Source organism: Spirulina subsalsa PCC 9445 (assembly GCF_000314005.1).
Classification (GTDB): Bacteria; Cyanobacteriota; Cyanobacteriia; order Cyanobacteriales; family Spirulinaceae; genus Spirulina_A; species Spirulina_A subsalsa.
In genome coordinates this window covers 1,128,964-1,150,271 of the sequence record NZ_JH980292.1, presented here as the reverse complement: position 1 = coordinate 1,150,271, position 21,308 = coordinate 1,128,964, and the positions used below count along the sequence as shown (strand labels likewise).

General features: G+C 49.5%; 18 protein-coding genes. All 18 read left to right on the top strand.

The window, feature by feature from the left end; all coding sequences use genetic code 11:
• Window positions 1-3 precede the first annotated feature (3 nt).
• Window positions 4-879 carry a carboxypeptidase-like regulatory domain-containing protein gene (locus SPI9445_RS0105485; protein WP_017303730.1) on the top strand — a complete coding sequence of 292 codons (876 nt, stop codon included), beginning with the start codon at window positions 4-6 and terminating at the stop codon, window positions 877-879.
• A 46-nt stretch (window positions 880-925) separates the two neighbouring features.
• Entirely contained in the window at window positions 926-2,236 is a 1,311-nt protein-coding gene (locus tag SPI9445_RS0105480) for a phage tail sheath family protein (RefSeq protein WP_017303729.1), read from the top strand.
• A gap of 142 nt (window positions 2,237-2,378) precedes the next feature.
• Window positions 2,379-3,578, top strand: a complete 1,200-nt coding sequence (locus SPI9445_RS0105475; protein WP_017303728.1) for a phage tail sheath family protein — start codon at window positions 2,379-2,381, stop codon at window positions 3,576-3,578.
• 47 nt (window positions 3,579-3,625) lie between these two features.
• A complete protein-coding gene (locus SPI9445_RS0105470) occupies window positions 3,626-4,066 on the top strand; it encodes a phage tail protein (protein ID WP_017303727.1) in 441 nt (146 codons plus the stop codon).
• Window positions 4,067-4,107: 41 nt separating this feature from the next.
• Window positions 4,108-4,470 carry a hypothetical protein gene (locus tag SPI9445_RS0105465; protein WP_017303726.1) on the top strand — a complete coding sequence of 121 codons (363 nt, stop codon included), beginning with the start codon at window positions 4,108-4,110 and terminating at the stop codon, window positions 4,468-4,470.
• Window positions 4,470-4,643 carry a DUF6760 family protein gene (locus SPI9445_RS31945; protein WP_017303725.1) on the top strand — a complete coding sequence of 58 codons (174 nt, stop codon included), beginning with the start codon at window positions 4,470-4,472 and terminating at the stop codon, window positions 4,641-4,643. The genes SPI9445_RS0105465 and SPI9445_RS31945 overlap by 1 nt, the downstream gene beginning before the upstream one ends.
• Window positions 4,644-4,947: 304 nt before the next feature.
• Complete coding sequence (locus tag SPI9445_RS0105455) at window positions 4,948-5,406, top strand: phage tail protein (protein WP_017303724.1); 459 nt, start codon at window positions 4,948-4,950, stop codon at window positions 5,404-5,406.
• Between the two features lie 48 nt (window positions 5,407-5,454).
• Window positions 5,455-7,830, top strand: coding sequence for a hypothetical protein (locus SPI9445_RS0105450; protein ID WP_017303723.1), 2,376 nt, complete (start codon window positions 5,455-5,457; stop codon window positions 7,828-7,830).
• Window positions 7,821-8,465, top strand: a complete 645-nt coding sequence (locus SPI9445_RS0105445) for a CIS tube protein (RefSeq protein WP_017303722.1) — start codon at window positions 7,821-7,823, stop codon at window positions 8,463-8,465. Before SPI9445_RS0105450 ends, SPI9445_RS0105445 begins: the two co-directional genes overlap by 10 nt.
• Window positions 8,466-8,472: 7 nt before the next feature.
• A complete protein-coding gene (locus tag SPI9445_RS0105440) occupies window positions 8,473-9,540 on the top strand; it encodes a phage late control D family protein (protein ID WP_017303721.1) in 1,068 nt (355 codons plus the stop codon).
• Entirely contained in the window at window positions 9,537-10,244 is a 708-nt protein-coding gene (locus SPI9445_RS0105435) for a phage baseplate assembly protein V (RefSeq protein WP_017303720.1), read from the top strand. Before SPI9445_RS0105440 ends, SPI9445_RS0105435 begins: the two co-directional genes overlap by 4 nt.
• A complete protein-coding gene (locus SPI9445_RS0105430) occupies window positions 10,244-10,630 on the top strand; it encodes a GPW/gp25 family protein (protein ID WP_017303719.1) in 387 nt (128 codons plus the stop codon). The genes SPI9445_RS0105435 and SPI9445_RS0105430 overlap by 1 nt, the downstream gene beginning before the upstream one ends.
• A 9-nt stretch (window positions 10,631-10,639) precedes the next feature.
• Window positions 10,640-14,251 (top strand): baseplate J/gp47 family protein, encoded by a 3,612-nt coding sequence (locus SPI9445_RS0105425; protein ID WP_017303718.1) that lies wholly within the window; start codon window positions 10,640-10,642, stop codon window positions 14,249-14,251.
• Between the two features lie 198 nt (window positions 14,252-14,449).
• Complete coding sequence (locus tag SPI9445_RS0105415) at window positions 14,450-15,439, top strand: baseplate J/gp47 family protein (RefSeq protein ID WP_017303716.1); 990 nt, start codon at window positions 14,450-14,452, stop codon at window positions 15,437-15,439.
• Complete coding sequence (locus tag SPI9445_RS0105410) at window positions 15,418-17,328, top strand: phage tail protein (protein ID WP_017303715.1); 1,911 nt, start codon at window positions 15,418-15,420, stop codon at window positions 17,326-17,328. The genes SPI9445_RS0105415 and SPI9445_RS0105410 overlap by 22 nt, the downstream gene beginning before the upstream one ends.
• A 24-nt stretch (window positions 17,329-17,352) precedes the next feature.
• A complete protein-coding gene (locus SPI9445_RS0105405) occupies window positions 17,353-17,781 on the top strand; it encodes a hypothetical protein (RefSeq protein ID WP_017303714.1) in 429 nt (142 codons plus the stop codon).
• Window positions 17,782-17,887: 106 nt separating this feature from the next.
• Entirely contained in the window at window positions 17,888-20,488 is a 2,601-nt protein-coding gene (locus SPI9445_RS27360) for an eCIS core domain-containing protein (RefSeq protein ID WP_017303713.1), read from the top strand.
• Window positions 20,478-21,308 (top strand): hypothetical protein (locus SPI9445_RS0105395; protein WP_026079551.1); only part of this gene is annotated, 831 nt, incomplete at its 3' end. The genes SPI9445_RS27360 and SPI9445_RS0105395, both read left to right, overlap by 11 nt.

The window sequence follows — 21,308 nt, the reverse complement described above, 5'->3', positions numbered from 1 at the left end:
CCTATGATTCCCTTAAAACGTCGTCATCGGATTGCCCTCGCTGGACAGGTCAACAATGAGGTCACAGGAAATGCGATCGCCCAAGCCACCGTCAAAATAGTTCAAGCCCCCGATGCCTTTATTCAGAGGCTGATCTTGAAAATCCGCTTGTATGGCTTACCCCGACCTCTCGCCCGCCCCGGATGGTCTAACCCCTCCTTTCCCCAATCCCTCACAGACCCCAACCTCACCCTAGGAGAGAAATTCCAAATCCTTCAACAGCTTTTTGATCACCTAGATCAGAAACACAAAAACCCATCCTCTCACGCCATCCCAGATCGGACAAAAACCGCCCCCGATGGTTGGTTTTACTTCACCGATTTACCCCCCGGTTGTTATCAGCTTGAAGCCTCTCTTCCTAGAGCAAAATTACGCTATAGCACCGCATCCTTGACCGTAGAAATTGAAGACCCACTAAAAAACAATCAACCCTCAAAAAATAGCCGATTTTCTGATAAACTGGATCTAAACCTATGGATAAAACCGACAACCCTTGTAGGTCAGATCATAGACGCAGAAAATCAAGAAATGATCGACCTTGCGACGGTTAAAATTAACCAGAGTGAAGACCCGACCCTCAGATTTGAAACCATCAGTTTTAAAGCCAATGGGTTTAAAGCCAATGGTTCTAAAGCCATCAGTTCCAGAACCATTAGATCCCAAACCATCGAAGATTATGATCTCGGAAACTGGAACTATTGCCTGAGTGCCTTTGAGCCACAAGATCCCTTAACTACCGTTACCGTATCCGCTCAAGGTTATATCAGCCAAACCCAAAACATTCCCATTCAAACAGGAGAAATCAAAAAACTGAACTTTCAACTCCATGCTCAAAGATAATTAATTCAACCGCTTACAATCATTTTCAAACCAAGGAATAAGGAGAATGCCTACTTATTTATCCCCCGGTGTTTATGTTGAAGAAGTTCCATCAGGACTCGCTCCCATTGCGGGAGTAGGAACCAGTACCGCCGGATTTATCGGTGTGATTGCCCTGACCGAAACCCTCACCGGAAGCGAATCAGAATCCGCCGAAGAGGCCGCGGCTGGGGACTCAACCTCTACGTCTAAAAAAGACAAAAGCGCGGCGAAAAAGAAACTGGCGAAAAAAGGAGACTTTCTCCCCAGTAATGACACCTATTCCGTCGTCCTTCAGGATCAAAAAACCGGAGATGATTCTGTGGTGTCATCTGAATCCGTCCCGGCCGGAGAAGTCAAACTTTGTACAAACTTTAGTGAATATAAAAAATACTTTGGCGACTTTTCCGCCCATCCCGGACACAGTATCCTAACCCATGCCGTTTATGGATTCTTTCGCAACGGTGGGACTCGGTGTTTTGTCCTTTGGATACCCGCCGAAAAACAAATGGATGCCGCTTTAGATGTCTTTGAAGCCATTGATGAAATTGCCATTGTCGCCGCTCCGGGTGTAACATCCAAGGCAATCCTAGCCAAGTTGGATATTCATTGTCGTTCATTAGGCGATCGCTTCGCCATCCTCGATGCAGAAGAAGACATTCCCATCGATCAACTCAAACCCGGCACCCCCAAAATTCTCGGTAACTCCGATTATGCCGCCCTGTACTTCCCTTGGATTGAAGTCTTTGATCCCATCCTCAACCAGCCCAAATATATTCCCCCCAGTGGCTATGTCGCAGGAGTCTACGCCCGAGTTGACAATCAGCGCGGAGTACACAAAGCACCCGCTAATGAACCCCTGCTCGGTGCCATTGGCTTAAAGCAAGAAATCAGCAAAATTAAACAAGAACCCCTGAACCAAGTGGGGATCAACTGCATCCGAAATATGAACGGCAACATCCGGATCTGGGGCGCACGCACCCTAGGTTCCGGCCAAGACAATCCCGACTTTAAATACATCAACATTCGGAGGCACTTCAACTATATCCGCGAATCCATTGATCAAGGAACCCAGTGGACCGTTTTTGAACCCAACACCCCCGAACTTTGGGCGCGAATTCGGCGCAACATTTCCGCCTTTTTAACCAATGAATGGCGCAAAGGAGCCCTATTTGGCACCAGTCCTCAAGAAGCCTTCTTTGTCAAATGTGATGCCGAAACCAACCCCATTGACGTTCGGAAACTCGGTCAAGTCGTCACCGAAATTGGCGTAGCCGTCATTGAACCCGCCGAATTTGTGATCTTCCGCATCACCCAGTTAGTAAACGAAGATCAATAATAGCCTTTCAGCGTAACGTTTAAGCGGGTTTCTCTTTAAACCACCGATGCCCCAAGCTAAAATTTAGCTAACTGGAATCGAGACAAAACATTAAAGGCTTAACCCCTTAATCGCCCACCCTAAATTAGATCAAAATTGTCCCGTGAGCCGCTTTAAACTCCCTGCCCCAACACTCACCGCCCCCGGTGTCATCCTTCAAGACATTGCCCCCACTCCCAGAGAGGGGTTAATGACAGGTGTTCCGGTGTTTGTTGGAGGGACTCAAGCGCAAAGTGATTCCCACGGAAGGCTAGATCAACAACAACTTGACTATTTAGCCAGCCCCAAAAAACTAACCCTTTGGCCTGAATTTTTGCAACAGTTTGCAGAATTTCCCCTGAGTTCTTATTTAACTCAAGCCCTGCGAGGTTTCTTTGAAAATGGTGGCCGTTTATGTTATGTTCTGCTCTTACCCCAAGAGTCAGAACAAGAGCCATTATTTTCCTTAAACACCGCCACATTAGGTCACGGGTTAGAAATACTGGAATCCCTCACAACCATTGATCTAATCTGTATCCCAGACCTGATGCAGACCCCTTCGGGCACCGAAATCATTCATCTACAATCCCTCGTCCTGGAACATTGTGATCGAATGGGTGATCGTTTCGCCATTCTAGATAGTATTAATACCACTAATCTTGAAGAGATCAATCAACAGCGACAGCAATTAATCGGCAACAATGGCGCGATTTATGCACCTTGGATTCAAGTTGAAACCGTTGCCCATTATATTCCCCCTTGTGGACATATTGCGGGGATTTATGCCCAGAATGATCGAGAGAGTGGAGTCCATCGCGCCCCCGCTAACTATGTGTTGAATGGTGTATTAGACCTGAGTCTTTTATTTAGAGATCAGGATTGGCAATATCTCAATCTAGACTATGGCCCTGGGGTGAACTGCATTCGGAGTTTTAGAAATCGCGGGATTCGGGTTTGGGGGGCCAGAAGTCTAAGCCAAATTCCGGGTTGGCAGTATGTCAATGTCCGACGACTGATGATTACCCTTTTGCGCTGGGCTGAATATAACTTAGGGGGAATTATTTTTGAACCCAACGACACAACACTCTGGACTCGCGTCACCCGAGAATTAACAGTTTACTGTGAATCTCTGTGGGAGCAAGGCGCTCTCCAAGGCAACGAACCAGAAGAGGCGTTTTATGTCAAGTGTGATGAAGAAACCAACCCGCCCGATATTCGGAATGCAGGTCAAGTTTTAGTCGAAATCGGTTTATCCCCCAACACACCCGCAGAGTTTATTGTCATTTCTCTGATTCATGGTAATGGTGGTGTCAGCTTTGCCTAAAAAATGGTTAACACTTCCCTTGTTTGAACGAAAGGAGAGCAAATTCTATGCCGAATATTAAAGACACTCACGATCCTTATAATGGTTATAACTTTTGGGTTGAATGGGATGGCATTGTTCATGCTGGATTCCGTGAATGTAGTGGTTTAACCGGAACAAGGACAGCGAGTTTGTATCGTGAAGGAACTGATAAAAATTTAGCACAGCGACAGATTCCGGGCTTGAATAGTTTCGGCAATATTAGTCTGAAACGAGGGTTTACAGACAATGCTGAATTGTGGGAATGGCACGAAAAACTGTTAAGTGGAGAAACAGAACGTCGTAATGTTTCTATTATTTTGGCTGATGATAAAGGCAAGGAACAAATTCGCTGGAATTTAGAAAATTGCTGGCCGACTAATTGGAATGGGCCTGAATTTAATGCAACAGGGAGTGAAGTAGCGATTGAGTCCCTAGAATTGGTTCATGAAGGGATCACTGTTGATTAATTCACGGGTAATTAATTCACTCTTGGTTAATGGAGTCAAAAATGCACCAAACTGAATTTCCTTTTACCTTACCCCACGGCTATATTGATGCTGAGGGCTGCTTACATCGAGAAGGAGTGATGCGACTCTCTAAAGCCGCCGATGAAATTATACCCCTTCGCGATCCAAGAGTGCAGAGGAATTCAGGCTATCTCGTGATTATTCTGTTAGCACGGGTTATCACGAGGCTGGGTACAATTGACCAACTCAATACAAAAATTATTGAGGAGTTATTTTCTGGAGATTTTGCCTATCTTCAGGACTTTTATCAACGCATTAACCAAAATGGGAACACTCGCTTTCGGGTGACTTGTCCCCATTGTAGTGGTGAGTTTGAGGTAGAAACATCTCCTGTGGGGGAGTGATGTGCTACCCCCACAAGCGCTTACTTGAGGAGGTAGCCTACCTTTCTTATCATTTCCATTGGTCCTATGAAAATGTCATGAATATGGAACATTGGGAGCGTCAGCAATGGGTTGCACAATTGTCTGAAATGAATCAACAAATTAATCGACAATCCCATAATAGTCGAGCCTAGCTTTTGATTTGTAGTAACCCGTTGTAGGTTGGGTGTAGCGTTAGCGAAACCCAACAAAACACCAAGAAACAGCATCTTTAAATGCTCTGTAGGTTGGGTGTAGCGTGAGCGAAACCCAACAAAACACCAAGAAACAGCATCTTTAAATGCTCTGTAGGTTGGGTGTAGCGTGAGCGAAACCCAACAAAACACCAAGAAACAGCATCTTTAAATGCTCTGTAGGTTGGGTGTAGCGTGAGCGAAACCCAACAAAATAGTAACCCGTTGTTTAAAATAATCCTCATTGGTTGAAGGAGGAAAAGGAATGGCAAAATCTAAGCAGAAAGGAGGGAAAGAGAAAAATCGTGATCCCTATATGGCTTTTAATTTCACCGTAGAAATTGAAGGTTTAACAGTAGGGGGATTCTCAGAGGTCATTGGATTAAGTGGCAAGCTAGAACTTGAGACTTATGTAGAGGGCGGTGTTAATCATCGTGTGCATCGCTTCCCAAAACAGATGGATTATCCTAACTTAGTGTTGGTGCGAGGTTTGACCGAACGGGATGATCTTTGGAAATGGTACGAGGATGTTACACGGGGAAAGATCCGCCTACAAAACGGGACAATTATCTTGAAAGATAGCCAACAATCGAAGGTCTTAGCGTGGAATTTTAAGAAGGCTTATCCGGTAGCGTGGGAAGGGCCACAACTGAACGCATCGAATGGAACAGAGGTTGCATTTGAGCGCTTGGAATTGGTTCATCGGGGCGTGTATAAAGCCTAGTTTTTGCGAGTTTTTAATCAGACGGGTTAATGTTTTGGCTGGGGGCCTATGTATTTTGATCCTAAACTGGTACAACGTTTGAATCGACCGTTACAGCGTCCGGGTGTAACCAATCATCGGATGGCGGAACATTTGATTGCGCGATCGCAGTATTTCCTAGATCGTTTACCCTTACTCGATCAACAATTGAGTCGTTGGTCAACAGTAGTAGAACTAGACCCAGAGCAAGTTCCTATTGTCTATGTCGAAAATTCAGACCCAGAGGTTCTCGAAACCGAACCCCTTAAAACCCCCGACCAGCGCCCCTTAGAAGTCCCCACCAAGAGAGAAGCACCCAGCGCAGATCATCCCCTCATCCCCCCCACCCCAGCCCACAGCACTGAGGCTCAATCCCCAGTGCAACCCCCCATTACCCCAGAACCAGCCCCGCGAACCCAGCCCATCTTAGAACCAGTAAACCCCCATCTTCAAGGTGAGGGACTCATTCAAGCGCAACAGCCCCCTGAGAGCAGAGGGAGAGAGGTTCACCATCCCGCCCCCCCCACTAACCGGAAAGCCCGTAAACAAGCCCGTAAACAAGCCCGCCAACAAGCCCGTCAACCAATGCGTTCCGAGGGAGACAAGACAGCCACGCCCCCTCAGACGGCAATTCCCCAACCCCTGACTCCCCCAACTCCACCCCCAACACAGCCCTCCGAGACGGCAACCCTGGCCCCCCTTGTGGTACAACCCACCCCTACCCCATCCCCTGACCTTCCCTCCCCACGGGAACAGAACCCCCTTGACTCCTTTTCTCCCGCCCTAACCAGCCCCCATTCTGAGCCAGCCCTCTCCCCCACTGACCCAGAGGTTGCCACCCCTGCCCTACCTTCCGTCGGGCCCATCCCCCAAGCCCTAACTCCCCTAACCCCCCTTGGCGGTGAGGGAATCATTCAGGCCAAACCCGATCCCAATCCAGAGCGAACCATTCCCCCGCTCCTTAGTGCAGAATTGCCCCCAACCGAGTCCGCGAATCTCCCCACCCCACCTCACCCTAGAACCCTCCCCCAAACGCACTTAGAACCCCAACAACCCATTCTCTCGGTTCATCCCAACCGCGACACAGACTTCACGGCAGCCCACCCACCCTCTACCGTCTTGCCCCAACCGCTAGAGAGTCAACCCGTTGCCCCCCCCTCACAGGGGACTCTTGAAACCCCCCGGGTTTCCCCAACTCCCTCATCTGTAGCCCCCTCGCCCTCCCAAATCGAGCCGCTTGTAAGCCCCTCACCCACTCAGAGAGAACAGGTTATAGCACCCACTCAGAGAGAACAGGTTATAGACCCCTCACCCACTCCGATAGAACCGCTTGAGGCAACACCCGGGGGAAACCCTGTCCCCCTCCAACCCCTAACCCTTCGCTCCCCAGAAAACACCATTATTCAGGCTCGGTACGACCTCTCAACCCCCAACATCACCCCCCCAGTCCCGGTGATGGATGTTGCCCCTAACCCTCTCTATCCACCCCTTGAACTCGACCGCTCATCCTCAGCCCCAGTGGTCTGGGATTCCGTGCCAGTGGTTCAAGCTCAACCCCTAGCACCCCTTCCAACCCGGAGAGATGCAAGTCCTATCCCCCAGAATGTTGTAGTCCCTTCTCAACCCATCCCAGTGGGACGCGACGAACGCGAGTCATTGCCCCCCAAAACAGCAACCCCTCCCCCCAGAGATTTAGATCCCTCAAGGTCGCCCGTCCTGCCGATTCCTTTGGAAGGCTACGCCAACATTCATCCCCTCACCCCCCCCTCAGACCCCCCGATTCTTGAGCGGGAAAACCCCACCCTTGGGAGATACAACGCTAACACCCCTGTCACCCAGTCACACCCCCCCCAGCCCTCTCGTCCTCACTCCCAGTCCTTTGTGACTTCCCCAACTCCCTCCTCTCCTGAGACTTCGGAGCCAGTTTCCGCTCCAGTCCAGCAACCCACCCTACCCATCATTGAGGCCACCCTAGAACCGCCTCCACTACCCGTTAAACCCCTGATTTTGTCTTATCCCAACAGTACCGTTCCTTTCACCTTCCGAGGTACCCGGCGAACCCCACAACTGGGCAGAGATAGTCCCTCCGCCCCGAACTCCCAACCCCCGCTCACCTACCCCAATCCTCTCGTTACCCCCCTTGAACCTACCCCACTGACCCCTCTTGTACCCACTCAATCCAGCGCGGATGTCGCTGCCCCTAAAGCATCGGTCGTGAGTCAGGAAGCCCCCAAAAACAGTGTTTTTAATGCCCTACAGACTGTTTCCCCAGTCCCTCGACGGGAAGGTGAAGGGCAAGGTTTAAGCGAGGTGGATCTGGAGGCTTTAGTGACCAAAGTAGAGCGAAAAATACTCAAAAGATTAGTTGTTGAAAGTGAACGTCGAGGTAAACGAAAATGGCTCTAGAAAAATTAAAAATTAAAGCGGAAAAAGATCAAGAAGGGGATTTTGCGGAAGAAATCGAGGTTCTCTTTAATCCCAATCAACTGCAAATTGATAAAACGGGCTGGAGAGTTGGGGACGGTTATCCGGTGGCTGCCAATGAGTTAGCCACTTTGACTATTAACTTATTCTTTGATACTACCCTAAGCGGTTCGCCCCCGGAGAATGTCCAGAAACACACTAAGAAAATTTTTAACCTCACCCATCCCAAAATTGGCAACAGCGAAAAACGACCGCCGCGCTGTAAGTTGATTTGGGGGACTATTGGGGGAAATGATAGTATTTTGCTCCCGGATGGTTTTTTAGAACGAGTGAGTAAAACTTTGACCCATTTTTTGGAAGATGGAACGCCAGTCCGTGCTTTATTAAACTGTACATTCCGAGAGTGGGCGGATTCGGAAAAACGCAAGAAAGAAGCGAATTTAATTGATGATCCGGTGCGGATTGTCCGACGGGGAGAAACGTTGAGTCGGATTGCCTATGAGGAGTATGGAGATTCGGCTTTATGGCGCATTATTGCCGATGAAAATAAGCTCACGAATCCGCGAATTTTAACGCCCGGATTGGTTTTAACGATTCCGGCTTTGAAGGGGAGGTAATGGGGGAATGTCTAACTATTCTGGGGCTAAAACTCTTGCTCCTAATGTGGAAATTTTAGTTCAAGGGAAAAAACTATCGGCGAAAACTGACGCGGATCTGATTGGGGTTCAGGTTTTTGAAGATATTGACGCACCAAGTATGTTTACTTTGGAATTGATTAGTTGGGATTTGCCGAAAGAAAAGTTTACTTGGGTGGATGATGATTTATTTGATTTGGGGAATGAAGTTGAAATTAAAATGGGCTATGAGAATAGTTTGCAGACGGTTATTTATGGGGAAATTACGGGGCTAGAGCCTGAATTTAGCCAAGGTTCTACACCTCGTTTAGTGGTGCGAGGTCATGATCTCCGACACCGATTGTTACGAGGAACAAAGACTAAATCTTTTACGAAGATGAAGGATAGTGAAATTTTTAGTAATATTGCGCGGCAGAGGAGTTTAACCCCTCAAGTTAAGGATAGTGACGTTCAGCATGATTATGTTTTACAACGAAATCAAACGGATTGGGATTTTTTAAGGGGGCGGGCTGAACGGATTGGTTATGAAATTGTGATTGAGAAAAAAAATATTTCTTTTAAACCGCCCCAAAATGATGGTCAAAAAGTAATGACTTTGAAATTTAAGGAGAATTTAAGCGAGTTTTTTCCGCGCTTAAGTACGATGAATCAGGTGGAAAAGGTGGAGGTTCGAGGCTGGCTACCGGAGGATAAAAAGGAGGTGCTAGGAAAGGCAGGAAGTGGGAAGGAGGGGAGTAAGATGGGGGGGCAAAAAACCGGGCCGAAGGTGGTAGAAACTTTTGGGGAATCGACGGCGACTATTGTTCATCAGCCTGTAGCGACTAAGGCGGAGGCTGATGAAATTGCTTTAGGGCAGTTTAAGGATATGGCGATCGCGTACATCACGGCGGAGGGGACTTGTCCCGGCAATCCCACGCTACGCATTGCGAAGGTGATTGAGATTGAACAGGTCGGAAAACGCTTTAGTGGGCTTTATTATGTGACATCAACTGAACATTTTTATAGTCAAAGATCGGGTTATAAAACGTCATTTACTGCGAGGAGAACTGCATCATGATGGGATTTGATTTATTAATGCCTCCTGACCAATCCGCCCGATTTTATGGGGTGACAATTGCGGTAGTGACTAATATTAAAGATGAGGATGGATTAGGACGAATTAAGGTAAAATTTCCTTGGTTAACGGATGAGGATGAGAGTCCTTGGGCGCGAGTGATGACTCCGATGGCGGGGGATGATCGGGGGTTTTACTTTTTGCCGGAGGTGGATGATGAGGTGTTAGTCGCGTTTGAACATGGGGATATGGCGTTTCCCTATATTTTGGGCAGTTTATGGAATGGAAAAGATAAGCCACCGGAAAAAAATGATGATGGAGAAAATAATAAACGTCTGATTAAGTCTCGCAGTGGTCACATGATTATTCTGGATGATACGGAAGATAAGGAGCAGGTGATTATTCAGGATAAAAGTGGCAAGAATAAAATTATGATTGACTGCGAAAATGATGAGATGACAATTGAGGTAGAGAAGGATTTAAAAATTAAGGCGAAGGGTAAGATTTCTTTAAAAAGCAGTGATGATGATTTGGTGATTGAGTGTAACAATTTGCAGATTAAGACCCAACAAGATTGTGAAATTGAGGCGGGTTCAAACTGTAAGATTAAGGCACAAACTAAAGCGGAGTTTGAGGCACAGTCTGGGCTGGAGTTGACTTGTTCTGCTGGAGTGAAAGTTAATAATAGTGCGTTGGAAGTGATGTAATGGATATTGATTTTTTGGGAGTGGGTTGGTCATTCCCGGTACAACTGGATGAGGAACAGCAGATTGCGACGGCGAAATATGAGGCGGCGGTGCGACAATCCATCTGGGCTATTCTCAGTACAGCCCGGGGTGAACGGCTGATGCGTCCTGAGTTTGGCTGTCGGATTCATGATCATGTTTTCGCGCCCAATACTCCGGGAACGGTGGGGCAAATTATTAGCGATGTACGGTCGGCTTTGATGGAATGGGAACCTCGGATTGATGTTTTAGATGTTGATTTGTTGCCCCAATCTGCCCAGCCGAATTTATTACAAATTTCGATTCATTATCAAGTCAGAACGACTACTAATGAATTTAATTTAGTTTATCCTTTCTATTTGCAATAAATAACGAAGATGTCTTTAGACCCCCCTAAATTAGATCAACGGAGTCGGGAAGAGATTATTCAACAGACTCTTACCTTGGTGGAATCTTATTCCGATTGGCAAACACCGGGAACTGATGCGCCGGATTTGGGTCTGGCGTTGGTGCGGATTTTTGGTCAGATGATGACCGTGGTTCAAAACCATTTGAATGATGTGCCGAATCGCAATCAGTTGGCTTTTCTCAATCTTATTGGAACTGAGTTAATTCCGCCCCAAGCGGCGCGGGTGCCTGTAACGTTCCGTTTGGCTACGGGGGGGTCAGGGGTATTAATTCCGCCCCAGACTCAGGTGGCGGCTCCCCCGAGGGCTGGGGAGGATGAGGATGTGGTGTTTGAGACGGAGCAGGAGTTGCTGGTCACAGAGACTCAACTCCGGTCAATTTTTGTCATTGAGGATCATGATTACTATAGCCAACGCAACCCAAAAACTCAGGAGGAAGATCCGCCTTTTTGTCCTTGGCATGGGGATAGACCTGTAGACCATTATCTGTACTGGCAGGCTAGGGATCTCTTTGATTTGCCGGAGTTGACCCAAATCACGGTCATGTTAGAAACGGACTCAACGGCCAGCGCCGAACAGTTGGCGGGTCGTCTGGTGGATTGGGAGGCTTGGGATGGCAAACAGTGGCAAGGTTTGCGGGGGGTGGAGCCGTCGGGGTTGTCTGGAGGGGGGCAAGTCGTTGTTACTCTGGGCCAATTGCCGAAACTCCAAGAGGTTAAGGTGGATGGGGTGTCTGGGAAATGGTTGCGGGTGAGGTTGAGTCACCATCAACGGCAGCAATTGCCGGAATTGCGAACCATGGGGGTGAGTACGGCGGTGGATCAAAGGAAGTCTCCCCGGGCTTGTTTTTTTAATACGAGTCTGCTGGATTTGAGTAAGGATTTTTATCCGTTCGGCACGGCACCTCAGTATAACGACACTTTTCGGATTGCCTTAGATGGTCGCCTGATTCAGCCGGGGATGGTGATGGAAATTCAGGCCGAAATGAGCCGTAGCCCTCGCTATACCGATGATTTAAGGGTGGTTTGGGAAGTGGGGCAAGGGGTGGAATGGCAGGAAATTGAGAGAACGGATGAGGAGGCTAAATTCCGTTGGTTGCCGGATTCTGAACCCCTGCGCTTGGTTGCGGGGAGTGTGGTGGGGGCGTTTCAGTTTCCCTCGATTTTGCCCGGGTCGGGGACGGCGGGGGAGGCGATTTACTGGTTACGGGCGCGGATTGTTGAGGGATTGTATGGCAGTCGAGGCAGAACGCGCCCCTATGTGGTGTATAACGAGGTGACGATGGTGGCTCGGACTATCTCCTCGGGTCAACTGGAAATTGAGGGGGATGATTTAGAGGGTGTCGCGCTAGGGGATACGCTCCGCCTACAATCTCTGGTGGATCCACTCCGTCAGGAAGAGGCGAAAGTGGTAGATTTGCGCCCCCAAGAGCAGATGATTGTTCTCAATCATCCTACCCGCCATCCTTACGAAAGCGGTAGTCGGATTTTGCGGAAATTAACCCTGACGGAATCTACACCGGATACGTTTGACCCGCCTATTCTCCAGAGTTTGACGTTGACCTATCGCTTTGTTTTCCAGAGTCCGGCGAGGGTCAAAGCCTACAATGATTTTATTTTTGCGGATGCCCAGCCTCTCGATTTGTTTCTCCAGCGTCCGGTTCACCAAGGGGAGCGAGTGGTGCAGTTTAAAGAGGTGAGTTCTTTGGCTTTGGGGGAATTGTTGGTTTTTCCGGGACAGCCTCCCGAAAAACGGCAAATTGAACTGATTGATCGAGGGGGTCAACAGGTGATTTTGCGTGACCCTTTAGAGCAAGATTATCCGGGGGGAACCCGGGTCGCCCGTTGTTTTCATCCCCTGACTCCTCAACTGAATTCGGATTCAGCCCTTTATCTGGGGTTTAATCGTCCTTTCCCTAACCGCGCCAATAGCCTTTATTTTCAGATCCAGCCCCCCCAACCCCAAGAGGTTGCTCCCGGAAAACGCCTGGATTCGTCAGCCTACAATAGTCTGCGTCAGGTTTGGGAATATCCCAGTCCCCAAGGCTGGCAGCCTTTGGTGGTGGAAGATCAGACTCAGGGTTTTTCGGAAAAAGGGTTAGTGCAGTTTATTGGACCGACTGATTGGATGGAGTCTCCCCATTTTGGTCAATCCCGGTATTGGTTGCGGGTTCGCCAACAACTGACTCCTCCGGGTGAGTTACCTTGGCCTTTATTGGCTCTCTTCCGGTGGGCGATTACCTACCCACGGTTTAGGCTCTGGGGTCTGATGCGCTATTTCTGTGGTCAGGTGGCTCGTTCGGCGGACTTGACTCCGGCTCCTCGGATTCAGGCGGTGCGCACGAATACCACTTGGGCGAGTCAGTCTATTGGTCTGCGTGGGGAGGTGTTGGGATCGAGTAATCATGAACCGAATCAGGTTTTTCGGAGCAGTCAGGTTCCCATTTTGTGGGGGCAGCAATTGGAGGTTCAGGAGGGACAGATGCCCTCGGCCTCTGATCAACAGGCTTTAAACCGTCTTTGGGGAGGCGATGCCATTCGACCGAGTTGGGATGAAAATGGTCGTCTGGAAAGGGTTTGGGTGCGTTGGCAGGAAGTGCCGGATTTCTATAGTTCGGGTCCGAGCGATCGCCACTATGTCATTGATCGTCAACTGGGGACTATTCGCTTTGGGGATGGTCAGGGGGGTAGAATTCCTCCTCGGGGTCGTCAGAACATCCGTCTGGCTCACTATAGTATTGGCGGGGGAGTGCGGGGAAATCAAGGCACCCAAACCATCGCCACGCTGAAGACTACGATCCCCTACTTGGACGGGGTAATCAACCCGGAAGCGGCATTAGGGGGCAGCGACCGAGAATCTGTGGAGCGTCTGAAATTGCGATCGCCCAAACATCTCCGACATCGCGATCGCGCCGTCACCGCCCAAGACTTCGCCGACCTCACCTATGAAGCCTCCATCGAAGTCGCCCGCGTTCAAGTCATCACCCCCGAAATGCTCGCCCCCGGCTTTAACCCCCTCCTAGAGGAACTCTGGATAGATCCCAACCCTAACCCACAAACCCCCATTGCAGGGAACGAAATCGATGTCTTTAACCATCCTATCCGGGCGGGTCATGTAGACGTGATCATCGTCCCCCATAGCCCCGACCGTCAACCCACCCCGAACCTTGCCCTACTCAACCGCGTTGAACAATTCCTCAAAGCCCGCTCTATTCCCACCTTACACCTTCACCTCTCAGGGCCGAAATGGCAAGAAATCCAGATCATCACCGAAATTGTCCCCCAAAACCTCGCCCAAGCCGGAGCCCTTAAAGCCACCGTCCTCCAAAGACTAGAGGAATTTTTGCACCCCCTCACCGGAGGTCAAGACGGGACGGGCTGGCAGTTTGGCCGTCGCCCCCAACCCTCAGACATCTACGCCGTTCTCGAAGCCATTCCTGAGTTGGGTTATGTCTACTCCCTAGAGATCCAACCCACCGAACTCCAGATTGACCCCCAAACCCTGATCTACTCGGGAAACCACCAAGTCATTCTTAAACAGGGAACGGGGAACAGGGAACGGGGAACAGGGAATGGGGAATAGGGGAGAGGGGGAGAGGGGGAGCAGGGGAATAGCTAAAACTCTTGACTATTGCCTTTTCCCGATTCCCGACTCCCTAGGGCGCAAGCATTGCGCCCCTACACCGATTCCCGATTCCCGACACCCGACACCCGACACCCGACACCCGACACCCGACTCCCAACTCCCAACTCCCAACTCCCAACCCCCAATCCTAAAACCATGCCCATCCCCAATCCACCCCTAGAAGAACGCACCTGGGACGACCTGGTAGCCGAAGCCATTAATCGAATTCCCCTCGAAGCCCCCCAGTGGACTGACCATAACCCCTCAGACCCCGGGATCATTCTCATTGAACTCCTCGCTTGGCTCACCGAGATGGTTCTCTACCGTCTCCACCAAATCCCCCCCGCCAATCAGGCCGTCTTCCTCTCCCTGTTGAAAGGCAAACCCTGGACCCTGCCCCCAGACCTGACCACCACCGCTCAAGCCGCCCTCATCCAAGCCGAAATACAAAAAACCCTCGCCGAACTCCGTCACCCCTACCGTGCCGTCACCCCCCAAGACTTTGAGCAACTAATCCTCATCGACTGGCTTAAAACCCGCACCGCCCAGCGAGACTTTGGCACCGATGCCGAAATTGCCCGGGTTCACTGCCTCCCCCAACGGGATCTAGACCATGCCGAGATTAACCAAGTGGTTGAGGGTCATATTACCTTAGTCGTCCTGACCCGCTATCCCCAAGCTGACACCCAACTCCTACGGCACACCCTAGGACGCTTCCTGAATCAACGCCGCCTCCTGAGTACCCACCTGCACATTATTGAACCCCACTGGGTCAACGTCACCCTCAACGCCCGTCTTTACCTTGAAGATAGTGCCGATTTCCGCCGCGTCCGACAGATTGCCCAAGAGCGGGTTCATCAATACTTTGCCCCCCTAGACTCCCAAGACTTTTGGCAAGGTCAAGGCTACCCCTTTGGGGCTGATATTTATTTCTCCCAACTTTATGAACTCCTCGATGGTCTGCCGGGGGTTGATTATGTCGAAGACTTGACCCTAACGGATATTGAACCGGAACGCCAACAGTTTAACGAACAAAATCAAGTGATTGGTCTGTCCATTCAAGACCATGAATTAGTCCGGATTCAGATCGGTGAGATGCCAACCTTACAACGGTTCAGAGAGCAATGGAAAACCAACCCCAATTAAGCAGTTATTTAGAATACCTCCCGGCCTACCTGCAAACTGACCCCTTAATTGGTCAGTTTCTCGGGGCTTTTGAGCAGATTTTGAGCGGGATTCCCTCCCCAGAAGCTCCCCCTTTTCAACCCCACATCCTCACGGCTGAATCAGAATCGACCGTGGGGGTAGAAACCGTGATTTCCGAGATTCATCGTTATTTTGACCCCCAACAGACTCCGGCGGAATTTTTGCCGTGGTTGGCGGGGTGGATTGCCCTGAGTTTACAGGAAGATTGGAACGAAGCTGTAAAGCGGCAATTTATCAGCCAAATGGTGCCGCTGTACCGGATTCGGGGAACGGTTCCGGGGTTGAAAAAAATGCTCACCATTTACCTAGAGAATTCTGGGTTGAGCTACCCAGAGCGGACGATTTCGATTTTTGAATTTCCCGATCAACCCCATTATTTTCAGGTTCAGTTAGCCTTACCCAGTCATCAGGTGATCCAACCGGAGCGTTACTGGCGAGAATGCCGAGCAGCCCAGGCGATTATTAACCAAGAAAAGCCCGCTCATACCTTTTACGCGCTGCGGATTTTAACCCTTACGATGCAGCTAAGTCAGGGGTGGGGCTGTTGTTATCCCTTTACCCTGTGGGAAGACCCCTCCCAGCAGCGATTAGAACTTGAGGCCTCGGTTCATCTCGATCCCGAAGAGTTTGAGAGTCAATTGGGGCAAGATATTTTAATTCGCATTCAGGGGACCGAGAAACTGTTAGAACCCAAGGGTAGCCAGAGGGGGCCTGTAGTTCGCCAACGGATATTTTATGACCAGTGGGTGGGGAATCCTCGGGGCTTTTTTGTGGCTTTAGCGAATTTAGGCGATCGCCATCTCCGGGGTACCCTCACCCTCCATCTGCACTTTACACTCAATGGTCAACCCTTCTCTTGTCTCATCCTAACCGCACCCTTTGACCTAGAGCCAAACTTGAGGATTTATCGGCCTTGGAACGACTTAGCCGCCATGTCCGGTAACACCCGCCTCGACAGCAACCCAGCCAGCACCCTGCAACTGCAAAATGACCCCCCCCTGCAAATCCATGAACCTCAAATCCAGCCCATCGACGGCAACACCCGCCTCGGTTCACAACGCCCTCAAACCCTGCGTTTAGTCCATGATGCCCGACTGCGGATCTATCAACCGCGCCCCCTCTGGGACCCCGTAGAACAAACCACCCGCCTCGGTTCAGACCAACAATCAACCCTACAATTGCCCCGTGACCCCCAAACACCCACCCTCCGGGTTTATACTCGCCGTACAGAGTACAAAATTGGCAACACCCGCCTCGGACCAGCCATCGGCGACACCCTGCGCCTCATTCCAAACTCCCAATGGTTAGAGCGAATCTACCGCTTCCGTCTTTTCGAGCTTCCCCAACAACAAAAACTAGAGATTGAGGTGTGGGTTGAACCAGATCATCCCATCCCAGAAGAAGCCCTAAAAATTAACCATCTTTTGCTCCTGCGCATCCAATCCCAAACCGCCAAACTTTCGCCCTTTCCCGGGTCATACTATCCCAACACCCCAAACCTAGAGTTTTCCGCCCAAGGGATTCGCGCCACCCACACCGTCACCTACCGACAGTTTTTAGCCAATCTTCAGGGATTCTATGTAGTGTTAACTAATCTCAATCCTCAAATCGTGACCGGAACTGTCACCATTCGGATCAAATTTAACCTCAATCAGCGACCGATTTCCTTAGTCATATTAGAAGAAAGTTTTGCCCTGAGTCCACGAGTTCACGCCCTAGAAATTTGTCATCACCATCCCGATGGCACCATGGCAGGGAATACCATTATTGGCCGACTTACGCCCTATATGCTGCGAAACGCCGTACAAACTGAGGACTGGATCGATTAAAACGCTTAATTTTGGGGGAGATTTATGTCTGACTTTATTTTAACAACAGGGGATTTAGCGATGTTTAACCCAACCTTTGGGCCAGCCATTGTCACAGTTCGACCCGGCAACCTAAGCGGAACCGGGAAAATGAAAATCAATCAAAAACTGGTCTGTATCGATGGAGATGAAAAAACCGTGATTGTTCCCGGTTGTCCCTATATGACCCCGGTTTACAACATTCCCGGAGTAGGCATCCTCAGTATTGCCTCCCTAGCCCCCAATCAAAAAGCACTCCGCGTCAAGTCCAATCATAAACCCGTATTACTGAAGGGAGGGACCTTTAATGCAAAATTCCAAGTCCTTGTCCCCGCTCAACAACCCACACCCGGAGGGCCTGTACCTGATGCCACTCCTCAATATGCTGGGACTGGGAGCTTTGTCACCACCAATTTTAGGGTTAAAGGCACCTAAATCCTAGAGAATAGACATAGAAGGGGAATCACGGGAGGATTCCCGCTTAGGGAGCTAAGAGCTTGGTTGAACAACAAGGGACCGATTGAATCGGGAGAGGGGAATCATGAGGGATAGACAACAATCTGAACCTAAAGTACGAGTCCAGTCAGCAACTCCAACGGCGCAGACCTACCACACGCCACCATCATTATTACAGGAAGACTTCCCAACCCCTTGGGGGAACCAAGCATTAGGGCTTTTACAAGCTCAACGCCAATCTGGGCAGCCGAAGGGAGGGGGGGAGTCCCCATTTCGGGGCTTATCTCAAGAACTAAATCCCCCAAAGGAAAACAGGGTACAAGCTAAGTTAACAATTACCCCAGCAGGCGTTAGCGTAGCCTTCCAAAGGAATCGCCACGAGCAAGAAGCCGACCGCATGGCCGCTCAAGTCATGCAAAAGATACATCATAAAACTATCCCGACTCCCAACCCATCCCAAACCATCCAAGCCAAACCCATCCTCCCCCAAATCACCCCAACTTCTAGCCCTCTTGGGACAACCGTCACCCCCCAAGTTGAAACAGCCATCCGGCAACAGCGAGGTCAAGGACAACCCCTGCCAAGCGATATACGCGAACCCCTCGAAGAAGCCTTTCAAACCGATTTCAGACGTGTTCGGATTCACACCGATGAAGAATCCCATCAGTTAAATCACTCCATTCACGCCCTAGCCTTCACCACCGGACAGGATATCTTTTTTCAGCGCGGCAAGTATCAACCCCATAGTCTTCAAGGCCAAGAACTCCTAGCCCATGAGCTTACCCATGTTGTCCAGCAAAATTCGAGGGCGAGAACCATCCAACGTAAAGGAGACGGGTCACTTCACACCCTAGAACAAGTACCAGCCATCCTCAGCAGTTTGGTTGAAGAAGTTTCCCAAGAAATTTCTAGTTTTTCAGCCACCTGGTTAGAATCCACACCCACAGAAATTGAACTATTCCCCTGGCTAAAAGTCACTCAGCCCAAATTAAAACTAGACCAGCAAGGCAAAAACTACGGGCTTGATATTCAGGGAAGAGTAGAACTTAATCTAGGTTCTGATTTAGCAACCATCAAACCCGAGGGAACTTTCAAAATCAATTATCAGAGCCAAACGAAAAAATGGGACTATAAAACTGAAAATATTGGTGTAGAGGTACAAATTTCCGACATCCTCCAATTCAACGCCACCAATCTCCAATACGACCCCACCCAGAAAAGCATCATTATTGGACAAGCTGGGCTAAAAATCCCCGACCTTAACAACGTCGAGGCCACAGTCAGTCAGGCTCAAATTAATCAGGAGGGATTGAACTGGAAAGAAGTCCAACTCAAAGCCCCCGATTTAACCCTAGGCAATTACGTTAGTCTGACCAACGCTCAAGCCACCATTGCCGGAGCCAGCGAAAAGTACAAGTCAAAATTTGAGGGAGACTTTGGGATAGATTTGGGTTCACCCGACCTCCTAGCCTTGAAAGGGAAGGGTCATCTGACCGTGACCTATGAGGAAGGGAAATGGGGATGTGAACAAAAGGACGTTGGCATTGAGGGAACCATTGCTAACCTGCTCAACTTTAGTGCTAGTAATATTCAATACGACCACAGCAGTAAAACCGTCACCATAGAGAAAGCAGAAATCAGCGTTCCTGACCTCAACAACGTCACGGCTAGTGTGAGTGAAGCCAAGATTGACCCCAGTGGCTTGAACTGGAAAGAAGTCCAACTTAAAGCCCCCAAGTTAGCCCTAGGAAATTACGTTAGTCTGACCAACGCTCAAGCCAACATTGCCGGAGCCAGCGAAAAGTACAAGTCGAAATTTGAGGGAGACTTTGGGATAGATTTGGGTTCACCCGACCTCCTAGCATTGAACGGGAAGGGTCATCTGACCGTGACCTATGAGGAAGGGAAATGGGGATGTGAACAAAAGGACGTTGGCATTGAGGGAGAAATAGCCAAGCTTCTGACCTTCAAGGCTAGTAATATTCAATACGACCACAGCAGCAAAACCGTCACCATAGAGAAAGCAGGAATCAGCGTTCCTGACCTCAACAACGTCACGGCTAGTGTGAGTGAAGCCAAGATTGACCCCAGTGGTTTGAACTGGAAAGAAGTCCAACTTAAAGCCCCCAAGTTAGCCCTAGGAAATTACGTTAGTTTAACCAACGCTCAAGCCACCATTGCCGGAGCCAGCGAAAAGTACAAGTCAAAATTTGAGGGAGACTTTGGGATAGATTTGGGTTCACCCGACCTCCTCGCCTTGAACGGGAAGGGTCATCTGACCGTGACCTATGAGGAAGGGAAATGGGGATGTGAACAAAAGGACGTTGGCATTGAGGGAGAAATAGCCAAGCTTCTGACCTTCAAGGCTAGTAATATTAAATACGACCACAGCAGCAAAACCGTCACCATAGAGAAAGCAGGAATCAGCGTTCCTGACCTCAACAACGTCACGGCTAGTGTGAGTGAAGCCAAGATTGACCCCAGTGGTTTGAACTGGAAAGAAGTCCAACTCAAAGCCCCCAAGTTAGCCCTAGGAAATTACGTTAGTCTGACCAACGCTCAAGCCACCATTGCCGGAGCATCTGAAAAGTACAAGTCGAAATTTGAGGGAGACTTTGGGATATATTTGGGGTTCACCCGACCTCCTAGCCTTGAAAGGGAAGGGTCATCTGACCGTGACCTATGAGGAAGGGAAATGGGGATGTGAACAAAAGGACGTTGGCATTGAGGGAGAAATAGCCAAGCTTCTGACCTTCAAGGCTAGTAATATTCAATACGACCACAGCAGTAAAACCGTCACCATAGAGAAAGCAGGAATCAGCGTTCCTGACCTCAACAACGTCACGGCTAGTGTGAGTGAAGCCAAGATTGACCCCAGTGGTTTGAACTGGAAAGAAGTCCAACTTAAAGCCCCCAAGTTAGCCCTAGGGAATTACGTTAGTCTAACCAACGCTCAAGCCACCATTGCTGGAGCATCTGAAAAGTACAAGTCGAAATTTGAGGGAGACTTTGGGATAGATTTGGGTTCACCCGACCTCCTAGCCTTGAACGGGAAGGGTCATCTGACCGTGACCTATGAGGAAGGGAAATGGGGATGTGAACAAAAGGACGTTGGCATTGAGGGAGAAATAGCCAAGCTTCTGACCTTCAAGGCTAGTAATATTCAATACGACCACAGCAGCAAAACCGTCACCATAGAGAAAGCAGGAATTAGCGTTCCTGACCTCAACAACGTCACGGCTAGTGTGAGTGAAGCCAAGATTGACCCCAGTGGCTTGAACTGGAAAGAAGTCCAACTCAAAGCCCCCAAGTTAGCCCTAGGGAATTACGTCCAGCTAACCAACGCTCAAGCCACCATTGCCGGGGCATCTGAAAAGTATAAGTCAAAATTTGAGGGAGACTTTGGGATAGATTTGGGTTCACCCGAACTCCTCGCCTTGAAAGGGAAGGGTCATCTGACCGTGACCTATGAGGAAGGGAAATGGGGATGTGAACAAAAGGACGTT

Bases quoted from the DNA above. Each gene is read 5' to 3' on its own strand.
- SPI9445_RS0105455 (WP_017303724.1), top strand. From the start codon at position 4,948: ATGGCAAAATCTAAGCAGAAAGGAGGGAAAGAGAAAAATCGTGATCCC.
- SPI9445_RS0105415 (WP_017303716.1), top strand. From the start codon at position 14,450: ATGCCCATCCCCAATCCACCCCTAGAAGAACGCACCTGGGACGACCTG.
- SPI9445_RS0105470 (WP_017303727.1), top strand. From the start codon at position 3,626: ATGCCGAATATTAAAGACACTCACGATCCTTATAATGGTTATAACTTT.
- SPI9445_RS0105405 (WP_017303714.1), top strand. From the start codon at position 17,353: ATGTCTGACTTTATTTTAACAACAGGGGATTTAGCGATGTTTAACCCA.
- SPI9445_RS0105435 (WP_017303720.1), top strand. From the start codon at position 9,537: ATGATGGGATTTGATTTATTAATGCCTCCTGACCAATCCGCCCGATTT.
- SPI9445_RS0105430 (WP_017303719.1), top strand. From the start codon at position 10,244: ATGGATATTGATTTTTTGGGAGTGGGTTGGTCATTCCCGGTACAACTG.
- SPI9445_RS0105410 (WP_017303715.1), top strand. From the start codon at position 15,418: ATGGAAAACCAACCCCAATTAAGCAGTTATTTAGAATACCTCCCGGCC.
- SPI9445_RS0105440 (WP_017303721.1), top strand. From the start codon at position 8,473: ATGTCTAACTATTCTGGGGCTAAAACTCTTGCTCCTAATGTGGAAATT.
- SPI9445_RS0105485 (WP_017303730.1), top strand. From the start codon at position 4: ATGATTCCCTTAAAACGTCGTCATCGGATTGCCCTCGCTGGACAGGTC.
- SPI9445_RS0105425 (WP_017303718.1), top strand. From the start codon at position 10,640: ATGTCTTTAGACCCCCCTAAATTAGATCAACGGAGTCGGGAAGAGATT.
- SPI9445_RS0105465 (WP_017303726.1), top strand. From the start codon at position 4,108: ATGCACCAAACTGAATTTCCTTTTACCTTACCCCACGGCTATATTGAT.
- SPI9445_RS31945 (WP_017303725.1), top strand. From the start codon at position 4,470: ATGTGCTACCCCCACAAGCGCTTACTTGAGGAGGTAGCCTACCTTTCT.
- SPI9445_RS0105480 (WP_017303729.1), top strand. From the start codon at position 926: ATGCCTACTTATTTATCCCCCGGTGTTTATGTTGAAGAAGTTCCATCA.
- SPI9445_RS0105450 (WP_017303723.1), top strand. From the start codon at position 5,455: ATGTATTTTGATCCTAAACTGGTACAACGTTTGAATCGACCGTTACAG.
- SPI9445_RS0105445 (WP_017303722.1), top strand. From the start codon at position 7,821: ATGGCTCTAGAAAAATTAAAAATTAAAGCGGAAAAAGATCAAGAAGGG.
- SPI9445_RS27360 (WP_017303713.1), top strand. From the start codon at position 17,888: ATGAGGGATAGACAACAATCTGAACCTAAAGTACGAGTCCAGTCAGCA.